The following is a 15723-nucleotide window of genomic DNA, read 5'->3' on the forward strand; positions in this document are numbered from 1 at the left end:
AACGTGAAGCGATGCTGTCACAGTCGCTAATGCGCGATAACCATGGAACCACTTAAAACTGTCACAATCGCTGCGCGCCATGCGCGAAGCCAATGCATTTACAGCTCGTTAAAGCCGCGTCTGCTTCAGATACCGCTGGAACAGGGTGGGCGATCGAGTGGGAATGATGAGTGCCGCGACGACCAAGGCGTTGACAACGATCAGCAGCGATCTCTTTGACGACATCCCGGTGCTCAGGCGCAAATGGCAGGCCGCGTTGAAGCCGGGGCAGCGCCTGCCGCGCTACGAAGACGTCATGCTGGGCAGCCTCGGCCGTCTCGCCGATCACATCGCGGTGCTCAACAACGAGGACGGCGGCCTGCAGATTTCGCGCAGCGGCCGCTACGTCCAGCAATGGCTGCAGGACGAACGCTGGGACGTCGCGGTCGAGGCCGTGTCGCCGGATTGCGCCACCGTGCTGGTGGAGGCCGCCAATTGCGCGCTCGCCAGCGGCCAGCCCTATCTCGCTTGTGCGCATTGCGTGCGCGACGGCATGGTCCGCAGCTATGACGTCCTGGCGCTGCCGACCAATTCGCGGTGGGGCAGCACGCTGGTCGGGACTTATGTCAACGAGCGCGCCACGCAGTACAATCTGCTCGACGCGATCTTCTCGACGACCGATGACGGCGTCGTCTCGCTCGCGACCATCCGCGACAGCGTCGGCATGCCCTGCGATTTCCAGGTCGTCCATCACAATCGCGCGGCCGCCGACCTGCTCAGGCTGCCGTCGGCGACGCTGCAATGGCATCGGCTGAAGCAGGGCGGCAACATGCTGTGTACGCCCGAGGTGATGGCGCGGCTGTTCGACGTGGTCACGCACGGGCGAAGCGACCAGTTCGAGCTCGACAGCGAAGCGCGCAGCCTCAGGCTCGGCGCCCACGCCTTCGGCGACATCATCTCATTGACCATTGCCGATGTGACCGCGCTGAAGCGGCGCGAGGCCTCGTTCCGGCTGCTGTTCGACGCCAATCCGGTGCCGATGTGCATCCTCGACGCCAAGACCGCGCAGATCCTCAACGTCAACGACGCGATGGTCGGGCACTATGGCTACGGCCGGGCCGATCTCCTGTGCATGAACGTCTGGGATCTCTGGCCGCCGGGCGAATGGGAAAGCCTCGATGACGCGCTGTTGCGGCTCGCCGACGGCGATCTGTTTCACCGCGACTGGCGCCATCGCAAGGCTGATGGCAGCGAGATCGAGGTGCTGACCTATGGCCGCGAGATCAGCTTCGATGGCCGCGACGGCGTGCTGGTCGCGATCGTCGACATCACCGAGCGCCGCCGCGCCGAGGCGCGCATCGCCTACATGGCGCACCATGACGGGCTGACCGGCCTGCCGAACCGCGAATTCTTCCAGCAGCGCCTCACGCAGGAGCTCGACGGCGCCTTGTCGGCGGACAGGCGCATCGCGGTGATGTGCATCGACCTCGACCTGTTCAAGACCGTCAACGATTCCTTCGGCCATCCGATGGGCGACCGGCTGCTGCAGGCGGTCGCGGGCCGCCTGACGCAGCAGATGCATGGCGGCAAGCTGGCGGCGCGGCTCGGCGGTGACGAGTTCGCGGTGATCATCCGTCAGGGCGGCGCCGATGACGCCAGCGAGAGCGCCGCGCGTCTGATCGCGGCGCTCAGCGCTCCCTATGACATCGACGGCAATGAGCTCGTGATCGGTGCCTCCATCGGCATCGCGCTGTCGCCGGGCGACGGCGCGAGCTGCGAGGAACTGATGAAGAACGCCGACATGGCGCTGTACCGCGCCAAGCAGGACGGCGGCCGCGTGCATCGGTTCTTCGAAAAGGAGATGGACCGCCAGGCGCAGAAGCGCCGCGACATGGAGCACGATTTGCGCCGCGCCTTCGCGCAGGGCGAATTCGAGCTGCACTACCAGCCGCTGGTCGACGTCGCGACCGGCGCGATCTCCGGCTTCGAATGCCTGCTGCGCTGGCGCCATCCCGACAAGGGCATGATCTCACCGGCCGACTTCATCCCCGTGGCCGAAGACATTGGACTGATCGTGCCGCTCGGCGAATGGGTGCTGCGCGAGGCCTGTCACGAGGCGGCGCGATGGCCCGATGGCATCAAGGTGGCGGTGAACCTGTCGGCGGTGCAGTTCCGCAGCCGCAATCTGGTGCAGGTCGTGGTGCAGGCGCTGGCACAGTCGGCGCTGGCGCCGGAGCGGCTCGAGCTCGAGATCACCGAGTCGATCCTGCTGGCGGAGACCGAGGCCAATCTGGCGACGCTGCATCAGCTGCGCCAGCTCGGCATCCGCATCTCGATGGACGATTTCGGCACCGGCTATTCCAGCCTCAGCTATCTCCGCAGCTTCCCGTTCGATAAGATCAAGATCGACCGCTCCTTCGTGAAGGACCTCGCGCAGCGCTCCGACTGCCTCGCCATCGTCCGCGCCATCTCCGGCCTCGGCAGGAGTCTCAACATCATCACCACCGCCGAGGGCGTCGAGACATCGGATCAGCTCGACTGGCTGCGCGCCGAAGGCTGCAACCAGGTCCAGGGCTATCTGTTCAGCGCCGCCAAGCCGGCCTCGGAGATCGCGGGGCTATTGGCGCAGTTCGGTGGGCGATCGTCCAAGGCGGCGTGATGGGATGACGGCCGCCACACCCTCAACCGTCGTCCCGGACAAGCGCGCCGTAGGCGCGCGCCGATCCGGGATCCATAACCCCAGGAAGATGTGGTGACGGATGGTGTCGAACGAGCTTGTGTCGCGACTGCCGCCGGTGGTTATGGGTCCCTGCGTTCGCATGCGTTCGCAGGGACGACAGCGGAGATTGTCGCGCTCAGAACCGCGTCACGATGTCCGCCAGCGCCGGGCGCGGGCGGTCCTCGCTCGGCTTGGTCGGCTTGCCGATATGAATGAGACCTGCGAGCTTCTCCTCCGGCTTCAGGCCGAGCCCGTCCATCACGTCGCGGTCGAACATGAACCAGCCGGACAGCCAGCAGCCGCCATAGCCGAGCGCGGTGGCCGCGGTCAGGATGTTCATCGCGCTGGCGCCGGCCGACAGCTCCTGCTCATAGGCCGGCACCTTGGGATGCGGCCGGGTGAAGCTGACGAGACCGATCACCAGCGGCGCTTCCATGAAGCGGTTCTTCTCCACCTCCAGCTCGGCAGCGGTCGCCTGCGGGTTCTTCCTGGCGAAGGCGGATGCAATGACTTCGCCGGCGCGGCGGCGGCCGTCGCCCTCGAACACGATGAAGCGCCACGGCGCGAGCTTGCCATGGTCCGGCACGCGGGCGCCGATGGTCAGGATGGTGTCGAGCTCGGCGGGCGAGGGGCCGGGACCGCTCATCTCGCGCGGCTTTACGGAGCGGCGGGTCTTCAGGAGTTCAATCGCGTCGGTCACGTCGTCAGGTCTCGTTGGTTGCATCCGCGACAGATAGCATGCGCCCCCGCCCGCAACGAGATCACGGCACGGCGTTTTGATCGGTTCTACCGCGTACTGCCGCGGCCGCAGGCGGACCCTTTGCTCGAGCCGGCGTGCAGCCGTGACGTGAAGCCGGCCATCTTTCGCCTGGTGCGGCGGCGCCGGTCGTACGGGCTGCGGCCATCGGTCCGCAGCCCGGCCTGGCGCCGGCAATTGTGGAAGTTGGGGTGGATCGGTAAAAAGATGACGCTGGCGACCGCAGCTCGCGGCCGGCCGGGCACCAGCCTTGCAGTGGGAATGACAGCGCTGACACCTTCACCTGATGCCGTACTGCGGCTGCGCGGCGCGCCCGGCTTCGCCGCGGCGATGCGAGCCTCGACCGCAGCCGCGGTCCGGCTCTACCGTGGCGACCGCATCCTCAATGCGTTGCTGAGCGATCGGGCGAGGGCGCTGTTTCCGCATGTCGCGCTGTACCTGCATTTCGCCGAGCAGCGCGACGGCGAGCTCGGCCTGACCGTCGGCGCCATGAAGGAGATGTGCGCCAGACTCGATCTGTGCAGTGGCGGCCGCTGCGAGGCGATGCTGGCGCTGATGCGCGCGGCCGGGCTGGTCGCGTCCGCCGCCAATCTCGACCGTCGCCGGCGTCCGCTGGTGCCGACCGACAAGCTGATCGCGCTGCATCAGGAGCGCTGGGGCGTGCAGTTCGACGCGATGAGCACGGTACTTCCGGCCGCCGTGGTCTATCGGACGGCGCTGAACGATCCGGCCTTCGTGAAGACCTTCGTGCTCGAGCTCGGCCGCCGCTTCATCGCCGGCCTGCGCGTCCTCGACGGCGCGCCCGAGCTGGAGCCGTTTGCCGAGCGTACAGCCGGCATGGTGATCCTGTTCAGCCTGGCCCAGGGCGCAGGGCCCGAGCAGCCGTTCCCGCCGGATGAACCCGTGCCGCTCTCCATCAACGCCCTGGCGACGCGCTTCTCGGTGTCGCGCAAGCATGTGCTGACACTGCTGCGCGATGCGGAAGAGAAGGGCCTGCTCGCCCGCGGCACCGACGCCATCACCATCCTGCCGCGCGGCCGCGAGGCGATCGAGCGGATGCTCGCGACGATGTTTCTCTACATGGCCGAATGCGCCGAGGTAGCGCTGCAGGCGGCGGGCAAAGATAGAGATTCCGCTGATGTCGTTGCCACTCTGTCAGCGTAGCCGCTCGCGACAGCGGCCCATGCGGGCGCAAGATCTATCCCCGCGTCATTGCAAGCGCAGTGTTCAGCCCGGGGACATGGCTGACAGGTGTTCGGAGACATGGTTGACACCTCAAAATTGGCTCGATTCGTCAAGCAAAGGGGCGAGCGATGCCGTGGCGAGAGGTGTCTGTCATGGACCAGCGACGAGAGTTTGTGATGCTTGCCAAGCAGGAGGGAGCCAACCGGCGGCAGCTGTGTCGGCGGTTCGGCATCAGCCCCCAGACCGGCTACAAATGGATCGAGCGGTCTGACGCCGGCGATACGACGCTGGCGGACCGGTCGCGGCGGCCGCATCGAAGTCCGGAGCGCACCGCAGCTGCGACTGAGCAGCAGATTGTCGCGTTGCGCGATGCTCACCCGGCCTGGGGCGCGCGCAAGCTCGCGCATCGTCTCGATCGCGATGGGCAAGCTGTCCCGGCGATCTCCACCGTGCATAACATCCTGCGCCGCTACGATCGGGTGACGGAGCCTGGCGGCACGCCCGGGCAGCCCTACACGCGGTTCGAGAAGGATGCGCCCAATCAGCTGTGGCAGATGGACTTCAAGGGACACAGTGCGCTGGAGAACGGTGTGTCTTGTCATCCGCTCACCGCGCTGGACGATCACTCGCGCTTTTCCTTGTGCCTGGCGGCCTGCGACAATGAGCGCGGCTCTACGGTCAAAGGACATTTGGAGACGACGTTCCGCCGCTATGGACTGCCGGATGCGATGTTCGTCGACAACGGTGGCCCCTGGGGCTTTACTCTCGAAGACCCCTGGACCGCGTTGACGGTCTGGCTGCTGAAGCTCGGCGTTCGAACGATCCATAGCCGGCCCTATCATCCCCAGAGCCGCGGCAAGAACGAACGCTTCCACCGCAGCCTGAAGGCCGAGGTCTTTGCCTTCAAGCGTTACAGGGACCTTCCCGATGTCCAGCGGGCACTCGACGAATGGCGAGCCGTCTACAATCTCGACCGCCCCCATGAGGCTCTCGACTTCAATGTGCCGGCAAGCCGCTATCGGCCCAGCCAACGCACCATGCCGGATCGCCTTCCGACGGTGGACTACGACGAGGGGGAGATCGTCCGTTCCGTGTCGAGCACGAAGGCCTATGTCAGTTTCGAGGGACGGCTCTGGAAAGTCCCTCAAGCCTTTCGCGGTGAGCGACTCGCTATTCGTCCACTCAGCCAAGACGGAAAATTCGGAGTTTTCTTTGCCGCTCATCAGATCGCAGCGATCGATTTGCGTGACCCCAAAAGTGTCAACCATGTCCCCGAACAGGTGTAAGCTATGTCTCCGGGCTAAACACTGCGCTCGCAATGACGGCGAGGGAACGTGTTGATCGGGTCAACGCAAGCGACATGCGGGAATACCGTTCCCGCGTGTCGGCCCGCTTATGCGGGGATAGGCTGACCTCAGGCCGCCTCGCGCTGGCGGCGCCGCACGTCGGGCGGCGTCGCCTCGTCGACCAGCGCCGCGATGGCGTCCGCCGTCGGCATCACGGTCTGGCCGTCGCGGCCGAGCCGGCGGACCGAGACCGAATGCGTCTCGGCCTCCTTCTTGCCGACGACGAGCAAAGCCGGGATCTTCTGCAGCGAATGCTCGCGGACCTTGTAGTTGATCTTCTCGTTGCGCAGATCGATCTCGGCCCGCAGTCCCGCCCGCCGCAGCGCCGCCAGCACCTGCTTGGCATATTCGTCGCCCTCCGAGGTGATGGTGGTGACGACGACCTGGGTCGGCGCCAGCCACAGCGGGAAGCTGCCGGCGTAGTGCTCGATCAGGATGCCGATGTAGCGCTCCATCGAGCCGCAGATCGCGCGGTGTACCATCACCGGCGCCTTCTTGGCGCCGTCGGCGTCGATGTAGAACGCGCCGAACCGCTCCGGCAGGTTGAAGTCGACCTGCGTGGTGCCGCACTGCCAGTCGCGGCCGATGGCGTCGCGCAGCACGTATTCGAACTTCGGCCCGTAGAACGCGCCTTCGCCCGGATTGATCTCGGTCTTGATGTGGTTGCTCTGCGCCTTGATCTCATTCAGCACGGTCGCCATCACGCGCTCGGCGTGATCCCACATCTCGTCGGTCCCGACGCGCTTGTCCGGCCGGGTCGACAGCTTCACCGTCAGCTCGCCCTCGAAGCCGAAATCCGAGTAGGTCGACAGGATGAGGTCGTTGATCTTCAGGCACTCCTCGGCGAGCTGATCTTCCGTGCAGAAGATGTGCGCGTCGTCCTGGGTGAAGCCGCGCACGCGCATCAGGCCGTGCATGGCGCCGGAAGCCTCGTAGCGATGCACGACGCCGAACTCCGCGAGCCGCAACGGCAGGTCGCGGTAGCTCTTCAGGCCATGCTTGAAGATCTGCACGTGACCCGGGCAGTTCATCGGCTTCAGCGCGAACCAACGCTTGTCCTCGGCCTCGTCGCCGGCGGACTGCGCCGCGAACATGTTCTCGCGATACCAGTTCCAGTGGCCCGAGGTCTCCCACAGCGACTTGTCGAGGATCTGCGGCGCGTTCACCTCGTCATACTCGCCGGCGAGGCGCCGGCGCATGTAGGCGATCAGCGCCTGGAAGATGCTCCAGCCTTTCGGATGCCAGAACACGACGCCCGGGCCTTCCTCCTGGAAGTGGAACAGGTCGAGCTCGCGGCCGAGCTTGCGGTGGTCGCGCTTCTCGGCCTCCTCGATCTGCTTCAGATAGGCGTCGAGCTGCTCCTGCTTGGCGAAGGCGGTGCCGTAGATGCGGGTCAGCATGGGATTGTTGGAATCGCCGCGCCAATAGGCGCCCGCCACCTTCATCAGCTTGAAGGCGTTGCCGATCTTCCCGGTCGAGGTCATGTGCGGGCCGCGGCACAGGTCGAACCAGTCGCCCTGGTAGTAGATCTTGATCGGCTCGCTGCCGGGAATGGCATCGACCAGCTCGACCTTGAACGCCTCGCCCTTGTCGCGGAACACCTGCTTGGTCTTTTCGCGGTCCCACACCTCCTTGGTGAAGGGTTTGTCGCGGCCGATGATCTCGCGCATCTTCTTCTCGATCGCGGCGAAGTCCTCGGGGGTGAACGGCTCGTTGCGGAAGAAATCGTAATAGAAGCCGTTCTCGATCACGGGGCCGATCGTGACCTGGGTGCCGGGCCACAGCGCCTGCACGGCTTCCGCAAGCACGTGCGCGCAGTCGTGCCGGATCAGCTCCAGCGCGCGCGGGTCATCGCGGTCGACGAGCTCGAGCTTGGCGTCCTCGGTGATGGGATCGTTGAGGTCGACGAGGTCGCCATTCAGCGCCATCGCGACGGTGCGCTTGGCGAGCGAGGGCGAGATGCCCTTGGCGATGTCGAAGCCGGTGGTGCCTCTGGGATATTCGCGGCGGGCGCCGTCGGGGAAGCTGATGGTGATCTTCTCGACCGGGGCGGCGGGCTTCAGGTTGCTGAGGCTGTATTGGAAGCCGGGCTTGGACTGGTCGGCGGCGGATTTCGCGTCGGGCGATTTGGAATCAGGCATGGGTCTCTCCTTGAGCTCACTCCTGCGAACGAGCGCAGGTAAGCGGGAGCAAGGGGTATAGCAGGGGATTCGGAGGCTGCAACCCGGGGAGGGAGGGGAAAACCGGCCAATTGCGGCCGACGGGGCGATGCGGTGATTGCCGCCGCGGGCCGGTATGATACAACTTCAAGTGTTCGGGGCGTGGGGACGCGTTTGGCGATGGAGTCTGCAGGGGAGGCGCCGCTCTCTCTTTTTCGGCGGGGCGGCGCGCATGTCGGGGCCGCGCTGATCATGTGCGTGCTGTCGAGTCTGTCGCCGCTCGCGGCCGCTCCGACGATAACGAGGCCGGCGGCCCAGCCAAAGCCCGCGGCACAGGCGAGGCCGGCCACCCCGGTCAGGCCCGCCACGGAGTCCAAGCCGGCTGTGCGCCGGGCGTCGCCGCCGCGGATCGCAGACGGCTCCACGCCGATCGCATTCGCGCTCGTCAAGGGCTCCTCGGATGTCTGCGGACATGGCTGTGACAGCTGGATCGCCGCCGAAGGCAAGATCGACGGCAGCGCCGCCGCGCGGTTTCGCAAGTTCATGAAGCAGATCGGGGAGCGCCGATTGCCGATCTACTTCAATTCGCCAGGCGGCAATCTGCAGCAGGCGCTCGCCATCGGCGACATGCTGCGCGAGCGCAAGGCCGCCGTGCGGGTGGGACGCACCACCTTGCGCGAGTGCGGCTTCGAGCCTCAGGAGGGCGACGCTTGCACCAAGCTGAAGCTGTCCGGGCGCGAACTGCACGGCGAGGTCTGGACCCGAGGGGCGATCTGTAATTCGGCCTGTCCCTACCTGCTGCTCGGCGCGCCCACGCGCGAGATCGCAGCGGATGCGACGCTCGCGGTGCATTCGCCGCGCGTCATCCTGAACTTCACCGGCGGCGTCCCGACCCGCGAGATGCGGGCGCAGGCAATGCAGCAGGCGATGGCGCGGGCCGACAAGATGGTGCTCGACTACATCACCAGGCTCGGCGCGGATCCCGCTCTGCTCACGGTGGCGCGGTCTGTCCCGTTCGAGAGCATGCGCATCCTGACGCGGGAGGAGATTGCGCGCTTCGCGCTCGACCGGCGGCAGCGGGTCGAAAGCCCCTGGATGTTCGAGACCGCCAGCCGTGGGATTGCCTACAAGACCATTCTCGCACGCAAGGAGGGTGAGAGCACGTTCCAGACCACGCGCTTGCAGATGGTCTGCTTCGATCAGGACCGCTTCGAGCTCGACGTCGAGCGCATCGCGCCGGCCGGCCCGCCGCCGGCTCCGCTGGCGATGACGAGCGGAGATCTGCGGCTCAATTTCCTCTCGCCGCCGCGGCGGTCCGGCGATCGCGAGACTTGGGGCGTGTTCCTGAATGCAAGCCAGGTGAAAACGCTGTCCTTGATGCCGTCTGCCGAGCTGAGCGATTCCCTGTTGAATGTTGCGCGTCGCAATGTCTCGACATTTCCGGTGAGCAGCGAAGGCCTGCAATCTGCTCTGAAGATGCTGACCGAGAGCTGCCCGCCGTCCAAGGCCATCGTCCGTCCGACGGGCACGCCGGTTCCCTGGAGGCAGATTCCCTCGCCGCAGGCCTCGGCGGCGCAGCCTGGCCCCGCGCGCTGACGAGAATGGCGGCCAGGACAAGGGAGGAGGACGAGAGAAAGTCATGGACGGCATGAGACATTTTCATGCAAATGCATGAAATTCTCTGCTATTGAGGCGCGATGACATCCGCTTCCGCTTCCGGGCGCCTTGCGCCGACCTCGCTCATGCTCGGCAATCTCGTCACTGGCTGCTCGGTGCTGGCGCCCGCTGGCCTGCTGCCGGAGCTCGCCTCGGATCTCGCCGTCGGAATTCAGACGGCGGGGCTGCTGATCACCTTCGGCGCGGTGGTGCTCTGCATCTGCTCGCCCTTGACCGCCTGGCTGACGAGCCGCTTCGACCGCCGCCGTCTGCTGGCGGCGACACTCCTGGTGCTCACGCTCGGCAATCTCGCCTCGGCGTTTGCACCGGACTATGCGAGCCTGCTGGCGCTGCGCCTGGTGATGCTCGCGGTCGGCGCTCTCTATACACCGCAGGCCGCCGGGACCGCGGCGCTGATCAGCCCGGTCGAGAAGCGCGGCAGCACCATCGCCTATGTCTTCCTCGGCTGGTCGCTGGCGGCCGCCGTGGGGCTGCCCATGATCACCTTCATCGGCAGTCATTCCGGTTGGCGGGCCGCCTATCTCGCGGTCGCTGCGGCCGGCGCGGTCAGCTTCGTGCTGCTGACATGGCGCCTGCCATCCGGCCTGAAGGGCGCGCCGGTCGCGTTGAAGACCTGGACCGAGCTCGGCCGCAACCGCCTGGTGGTGCTGCTGCTCCTGGTCACGACCCTGCAGATGTCGGGACAGTTCGTGATCTTCACCTTCATGGGACCGCTGCTGAAGCGCCTGACCGGCGCCGACTCCAACCAGATCGGGCTGGTGTTCGCGATCTACGGCGCCTGCGGCTTTCTCGGCGTCGTCATCGCAACCCGGATCGTCGATGGCTGGGGGGCCTATCGGACGTCGCTGTTGTTCACCTGCCTGATGTTCGCCGGCGTATCGGCCTGGACGCTGGCGGCCGGCACCTACGTCCTGATGGCGGTGGCGGTCGCGATCTGGGGGCTGGGGTTTGCGTCCACCAATTCGATGCAGCAGGTTCGGCTGGTGGCAGCCGCGCCGCCGCTCGCCTCGGCCTCGGTGTCGCTCAACACGTCCGTGCTCTATATCGGCCAGGCCATCGGCTCCGCGATCGGCGGCAGCCTGTTCGCGCGCGACCTGCTCGGCGCCACCGGCTACGTCGCCCTGATGTTCCTGACCCTGGCATTGCTGGCGATCCTGGCCAGCCGCCAGCGCGCGCAGATCGCGGTTCCGGCCCGAGCAGCGGGTTGACGCTTGGCAAGACCGGTCCGACCGGATTAAAGGCCGATGTCGTTGGGGGGCTGCCGGGGGCGTGGATTCTGCCTCGGCCGGCGAGTAGCATCGGCGGACGTCCTCGCGTGCCCACGGGTCGGACAAGAGAGATATGGCATGAAGAAGATGATGTTGAGCCTGGCCGCAGTGCTGCTGTGCACCCCTGCGCTGGCCCAGAGCGCGCCGATGGTCGGTGACCGCCCGCTGGTGCAGGTCAAGCCGAAGGGAACGAAGACCGCCGCCGCCGCGCCGGCCAAGCCGCAATCGGCAGCCGTCAAGCTCCAGGCCTGCCTGGACATCGACGACGGAACCAAGGAGCGGCTGAACTGCTATGACGCCGTCATTCCTCCGGCAGCCAAGCCGAAAGCGATGAAGGCCAAGACCGTCGCCGACTGCAAGTTCACCAAGGAAGAGGACGAGCGGCTCGCCTGCTTCAACGGCTTCGTCGAGAACATGCCGAAGCTGCCGAAGTCCTGAAGCGCGGCGTCGGCCGCCCGCTCAGCGGCTCGACACCCGGTTCGAACTATCCTGGGCTCCGGCCGCAATCCGGATCGGCGGCTGGGCGGCCGCCATCTTCATCAGCACGTCCTTGATCGGTTGGCGGGTCCAGGCCTGCGTGACGTAGTCGCGATGGGTGATGCCCTCGTCGGTCTCGACGAAGACGACGCTGCCCGGCCGCAGCGGCCGGTCCATGCCCTCGGAGACCTCGATGCCGCGATTGCGCAGCATGGTCATCAGCTCCTGATCATGCCGCGCGGTATAGCGGGTGTAGGAGCTGATGAAGAAGCCGGAGCGGTTGCGCTCGATCCAGTTGGCGAATTTGTCGAGCTGGCCATAGACCGCATCGAGCAGCACCACGCCGCGCACGCGGTCGCTGATGCCGCCGACCTCGAGGCTCCAGGCCGTGGGGAGAAAGCCGCCGCTGTAGCCGACGATCACGATGGGCATGCCGGCGAAGGTCTTCGCGCTCGCGGGATCGCCGGTCAGGCGGGCGAGGCTGGCCGCAGCCTCGTCCATGAAGCGCTTGAAGCCGCCGGGCTGCCAAAACTTGCCGGCGCTCGAATCGGCGGCGTCGACGGCCATCTGCGGCGCGAGCAGCACCGCGTTGACGCCGGCCGCCGTGATCTGCTGCGGCACCAACTGGCGGTCGCGCACGTCGCGCTCCAGCGTGGCGCCGTTGCCGTGGAAGAACACGACGATCACGCCCGGCTTGCGCACATCGAACTGTTCGGGGACGTGCACCAGCACGCGGCTGTCGTTGTAGGTCTGGTCCTGCCAGTAGACGCGGCCGGAGAAGCTGCGGTGGCCGCGTCGCTCACCGTTGCTGACGTTCAGGAACGGCGCGTCGGAGGCTGGGTTGTTGCCGAAATAGGGAAAGGCCGACGACTTCATGCTGACGAGGGTCGTCAGATCCTCACGCTGCCGCCGTTCCGGCCGTTGCGGCTCCAGCGATGCGATCTGAGAGGGCGCGGGCTTCGAAGCGAAGTCGGAGGGCATGTGAAGCCGGAAGCTCTCCTGCGCGGACGGGAAGCGGTCGCTGAATTCAGGTACCGGAAAACGGTCGTCGAAGGTCAGCCCCTGGGCCGTCGATGCGTTGGCGGCCAACGCCTCGGGATTCGGCGCCTTGCCGCAATGCGTGACGGAAAGACAGATTGCCAGCGCCGATGCCGCGCGCCACCAGAGGCGCAAGCCCTGGCGCACAGACCTCATGACGTTCTGGTGTTCCCCGATCATCCGTCCCCAAAGACGCGTTCGAGCCCCAACGCGGCTCTTCAACCAGCGGATTTCGTTCAACCTGCGCCGCCGAAATTGAGGTCGCGTTAAGGATCGTGTCCGGTCAACCCCGGGCGCACCGGGACACACCACGCGAACGTGTCGCGATTGTGGGTCGTTTGGCCGCCCGATGCAATGCCGCAGCCTGGCCCGGCCGAAATCGGTTCAAAAATACCCTTGAGGAAGGTCATATTTAATGCCCGTTAACGATGTTTGAATGCTTCGGCGGGAACCTGGGCTGAGGCAGAGGAAGGGGCGCACGGCGTCCCTCGACGAAATGGCTGCATCCGAGGCGGACGATCCCAGCCTGGGCCGGGCGGACGGCGACCGGGTTCCATCCGTGTCCTTGCCGGTCGCGACCGCCATCGTCATCGCCGACATGATCGGGGTCGGCGTCTTCACCAGCCTCGGCTTCCAGGTCCGCGACATCCCATCCGGCTTCTCCATCCTGGCGCTGTGGGCGGTGGGCGGACTGGTGTCGATCTGCGGGGCGCTGGCCTACGCCGAACTCGGCACGATGTTTCCTCGCTCCAGCGGCGAGTACAATTTGCTCACGCGGGCGTTCCACCCGGCGATCGGCTTCATGGCTGGGTGGGTCTCGGCGACCGTGGGCTTCGCAGCGCCCGTGGCACTCGCGGCCATGGCGTTCGGAGAATATGGCCGTGCCGTCATCCCGGGCGCTCCGCCGATGCTGCTCGCCACGGGCGCAGTCTGGCTCGTGACGGCAGTGCAACTCGGCGGCATCAGGCAGTCGAGCCGCTTCCAGCTGTTGTCGACCGTGCTGAAGCTCGGGCTCATCACCGCCTTCCTGATCGCCGGCTATACCATTGCCGCCCCGCAACCGGTGACGTTCCTGCCGGCCGCGACCGATCTCGGCCACGTGACGAGCGCTGCGTTCGCGACTGGACTGGTTTTCGTCATGTACGCGTTCTCCGGCTGGAACGCGGCGACCTACATCATCGGCGAGTTGCATGCGCCTGAGCGAACCTTGCCGCGCGCGCTGCTGCTGGGCACCGTGATCGTTCTGGTGCTCTACATTGCGCTCAACGCGGTTTTCCTGCGGGCTGCACCGATGGACGCGCTCGCGGGCCAGCTCCAGGTCGCAAGCATCGCGGGCAGTCATATCTTCGGCGAAGCCGGCGGCCGCTTCGTGTCCGCGATGATCTGCATCGGACTGGTTCCTTCCATCGCCGCGATGATGTGGATCGGCCCGCGCGTGCTGATGACGATGGGCGAGGACATTCCGGCGTTGTCGGTGTTCGCACGGCGCTCGCGCAACGGCGCGCCGGCCTATGCGGTGCTGTTCCAGCTCACCGTGGCCACGCTGATGCTGTTCACTGAGAGCTTCGAGTCGGTGCTCGACCTCGTCCAGTTCTCGCTGTTGTCCTGCTCGTTTCTCGCCGTGGTCGGACTGTTCAAGCTGCGTATCGTGCAGCCAGATCTCCCGCGACCCTATCGCGCCTGGGGCTATCCGGTCACGCCGTTGATCTTCCTCAGCGTGACCTTCTTCATGATGTACTATCTCGTCATGACGCGGCCGTTGCAGGCAGGGCTCGGCGCAGGTGCAATGGCGTCGGGACTGGTGATCTATTGGTTCGCTCACGCGCGGTCGCGCCGTGTCGCCGCAACGCTCGCATCGGGTTCGGATTGAAATGCTGTGGGTCTCGAGAGTCTGGTTCGCCGTCGCATGTCTGATGCTTGCCCCGAGCTTCGAGGCTCGGGCTCAGTCCGTCACGCCGGACGATACGGCGCGGGTGCTGGCGGGGATGGCGCCGGCGGCGGGCTCGCCACTTGCGCCCTTCGTACAGGATCCGGCGTGGCGGCGGCACGCGGCTTTCTTCGACAACGCCTTCAATCAGCTCGAGCAGCGGCAGTTGTCGAAGATCAGGGCCTGGACGGATGCCAATCTGACGGCCCCGCAGCCGGCGATGTTCTATTTCTTCTCGGGGCCGGATTTTCTCTATGCCGACGCCTTTCACCCGAAGGCAACGACCTATGTCCTGGCGGCGCTCGAGCCAACCGGCCCGATCCCGGACCTGTCCAGATTGCCGCGCGGCGGCATTGGCCCGGCACTCTCCTATGTCGAACGCTCGTTGCAGTCGATCCTGAGCTTCTCCTTCTTCATCACCAAGGACATGAAGGTCGACCTGCGCGAAGGCGAGCTCGAAGGGACCTTGCCGATCCTCTACGTGTTCCTGGCACGCACCGGCAAGACGATCCGCGAGGCGAGCCTGATCTGGTTGGACGAGAACGGCGGATTGCACGGCAACTCCGAGCCGCCGGCGCGCAATGCGACAAAGGGCGCGCGTATTCTGTTCGCCGGCGCCGACGGGGTCGTGAAGACGCTCTATTACTTCTCCACCGATCTCTCCGATTCCGGCGTGAAGGCGAGTGGGCTGCTCAAGTTCTGCGAGCCGCTGGGGCCAGGCGACAGCCTGCTGAAGAGCGCGTCCTATCTGTTGCATGAGAACGGCTTCGGACGGGTCCGCAGCTGGCTGCTCAAGAACAGTGCGACCGTCGTCCAGGATGATTCCGGCATCCCGCTCGCGAGCTATGAGGCGCGGGCCTGGCGTTTCCTGCCGTTCGGACGCTACGCCGGGCCGATCGACAAGTTTCCGGACATGTACCAGAGGAGCTATGCGAAGCTGTTCGAGCGTGCGCAGCCGCTGGAGTTCGGGATCGGCTATCGCTGGCGAACGCGGGAATCGAATGTCCTGCTCGCGGTGAGATCGCCTCCTGCCGACGCGACGGTGTCGGCCGAAGCGAGCGCCCCTCCAGAGACGGATTATCAGCCGCCGCCGCGCGCCCGGCGCGTGCCGCGGACGCCGGAGCCCGTTCCTCTCTATCCGCCGCCGCGGCGCGACGATTTCATCTTTTGGCCGAGATGGTAGGGGTGAAT

At 66.1% G+C, this 15723-nt stretch carries 11 protein-coding genes; 8 read left to right on the top strand and 3 right to left on the bottom strand.

Features of this window, described 5'->3' with window-relative positions; genetic code table 11:
- Window positions 1–166 precede the first annotated feature (166 nt).
- Window positions 167–2638: a putative bifunctional diguanylate cyclase/phosphodiesterase gene (locus QX010_RS00615; protein ID WP_316177001.1), complete on the top strand. Its 2472-nt coding sequence runs from the start codon at window positions 167–169 to the stop codon at window positions 2636–2638.
- Between the two features lie 196 nt (window positions 2639–2834).
- On the opposite strand, the gene QX010_RS00620 is transcribed toward QX010_RS00615, so the two are convergent.
- Window positions 2835–3398 (bottom strand): nitroreductase, encoded by a 564-nt coding sequence (locus tag QX010_RS00620; protein ID WP_315801054.1) that lies wholly within the window; start codon window positions 3396–3398, stop codon window positions 2835–2837.
- A gap of 312 nt (window positions 3399–3710) precedes the next feature.
- Here QX010_RS00620 and QX010_RS00625 point away from each other — a divergent pair, with 312 nt between their 5' ends.
- Complete coding sequence (locus QX010_RS00625) at window positions 3711–4619, top strand: hypothetical protein (protein WP_316177649.1); 909 nt, start codon at window positions 3711–3713, stop codon at window positions 4617–4619.
- A gap of 149 nt (window positions 4620–4768) precedes the next feature.
- On the top strand, window positions 4769–5926 hold the full coding sequence (locus QX010_RS00630; protein ID WP_315800828.1) for an IS481 family transposase: 1158 nt from the start codon (window positions 4769–4771) through the stop codon (window positions 5924–5926).
- 128 nt (window positions 5927–6054) lie between these two features.
- Here QX010_RS00630 and thrS read toward each other — a convergent pair whose 3' ends face one another.
- Complete coding sequence (thrS, locus tag QX010_RS00635) at window positions 6055–8127, bottom strand: threonine--tRNA ligase (RefSeq protein ID WP_410051912.1); 2073 nt, start codon at window positions 8125–8127, stop codon at window positions 6055–6057.
- A 402-nt stretch (window positions 8128–8529) separates the two neighbouring features.
- Here thrS and QX010_RS00640 point away from each other — a divergent pair, with 402 nt between their 5' ends.
- The 3 genes from QX010_RS00640 to QX010_RS00650 all read left to right on the top strand — a co-directional run bounded on the left by QX010_RS00640 (window position 8530) and on the right by QX010_RS00650 (window position 11528).
- Window positions 8530–9741, top strand: a complete 1212-nt coding sequence (locus QX010_RS00640; RefSeq protein ID WP_316177004.1) for a hypothetical protein — start codon at window positions 8530–8532, stop codon at window positions 9739–9741.
- A 101-nt stretch (window positions 9742–9842) separates the two neighbouring features.
- The gene (locus QX010_RS00645) at window positions 9843–11030 is read left to right on the top strand and encodes an MFS transporter (RefSeq protein ID WP_316177006.1); all 1188 of its coding nucleotides are present in this window, start codon (window positions 9843–9845) and stop codon (window positions 11028–11030) included.
- 138 nt (window positions 11031–11168) lie between these two features.
- The gene (locus tag QX010_RS00650; protein ID WP_315801052.1) at window positions 11169–11528 is read left to right on the top strand and encodes a hypothetical protein; all 360 of its coding nucleotides are present in this window, start codon (window positions 11169–11171) and stop codon (window positions 11526–11528) included.
- A gap of 21 nt (window positions 11529–11549) precedes the next feature.
- Here QX010_RS00650 and QX010_RS00655 read toward each other — a convergent pair whose 3' ends face one another.
- Window positions 11550–12761, bottom strand: a complete 1212-nt coding sequence (locus QX010_RS00655) for an alpha/beta hydrolase (RefSeq protein ID WP_316177008.1) — start codon at window positions 12759–12761, stop codon at window positions 11550–11552.
- 340 nt (window positions 12762–13101) lie between these two features.
- Between QX010_RS00655 and QX010_RS00660 the strand changes: the two genes are divergently transcribed.
- Window positions 13102–14475 carry an APC family permease gene (locus QX010_RS00660; RefSeq protein ID WP_316177009.1) on the top strand — a complete coding sequence of 458 codons (1374 nt, stop codon included), beginning with the start codon at window positions 13102–13104 and terminating at the stop codon, window positions 14473–14475.
- A gap of 1 nt (window position 14476) precedes the next feature.
- Window positions 14477–15715: a hypothetical protein gene (locus QX010_RS00665; RefSeq protein ID WP_410051407.1), complete on the top strand. Its 1239-nt coding sequence runs from the start codon at window positions 14477–14479 to the stop codon at window positions 15713–15715.
- Window positions 15716–15723 lie beyond the last annotated feature (8 nt).

The sequence above is a fragment of the Bradyrhizobium sp. SZCCHNRI1009 genome (assembly GCF_032487575.1).
Lineage (GTDB): Bacteria > Pseudomonadota > Alphaproteobacteria > Rhizobiales > Xanthobacteraceae > Bradyrhizobium.

Bases quoted from the DNA above. Each gene is read 5' to 3' on its own strand.
- QX010_RS00615 (WP_316177001.1), top strand. From the start codon at position 167: ATGAGTGCCGCGACGACCAAGGCGTTGACAACGATCAGCAGCGATCTC.
- QX010_RS00630 (WP_315800828.1), top strand. From the start codon at position 4,769: ATGCCGTGGCGAGAGGTGTCTGTCATGGACCAGCGACGAGAGTTTGTG.
- thrS (WP_410051912.1), bottom strand. From the start codon at position 8,127: ATGCCTGATTCCAAATCGCCCGACGCGAAATCCGCCGCCGACCAGTCC.
- QX010_RS00645 (WP_316177006.1), top strand. From the start codon at position 9,843: ATGACATCCGCTTCCGCTTCCGGGCGCCTTGCGCCGACCTCGCTCATG.
- QX010_RS00650 (WP_315801052.1), top strand. From the start codon at position 11,169: ATGAAGAAGATGATGTTGAGCCTGGCCGCAGTGCTGCTGTGCACCCCT.
- QX010_RS00655 (WP_316177008.1), bottom strand. From the start codon at position 12,761: ATGAGGTCTGTGCGCCAGGGCTTGCGCCTCTGGTGGCGCGCGGCATCG.
- QX010_RS00660 (WP_316177009.1), top strand. From the start codon at position 13,102: ATGGCTGCATCCGAGGCGGACGATCCCAGCCTGGGCCGGGCGGACGGC.
- QX010_RS00665 (WP_410051407.1), top strand. From the start codon at position 14,477: ATGCTGTGGGTCTCGAGAGTCTGGTTCGCCGTCGCATGTCTGATGCTT.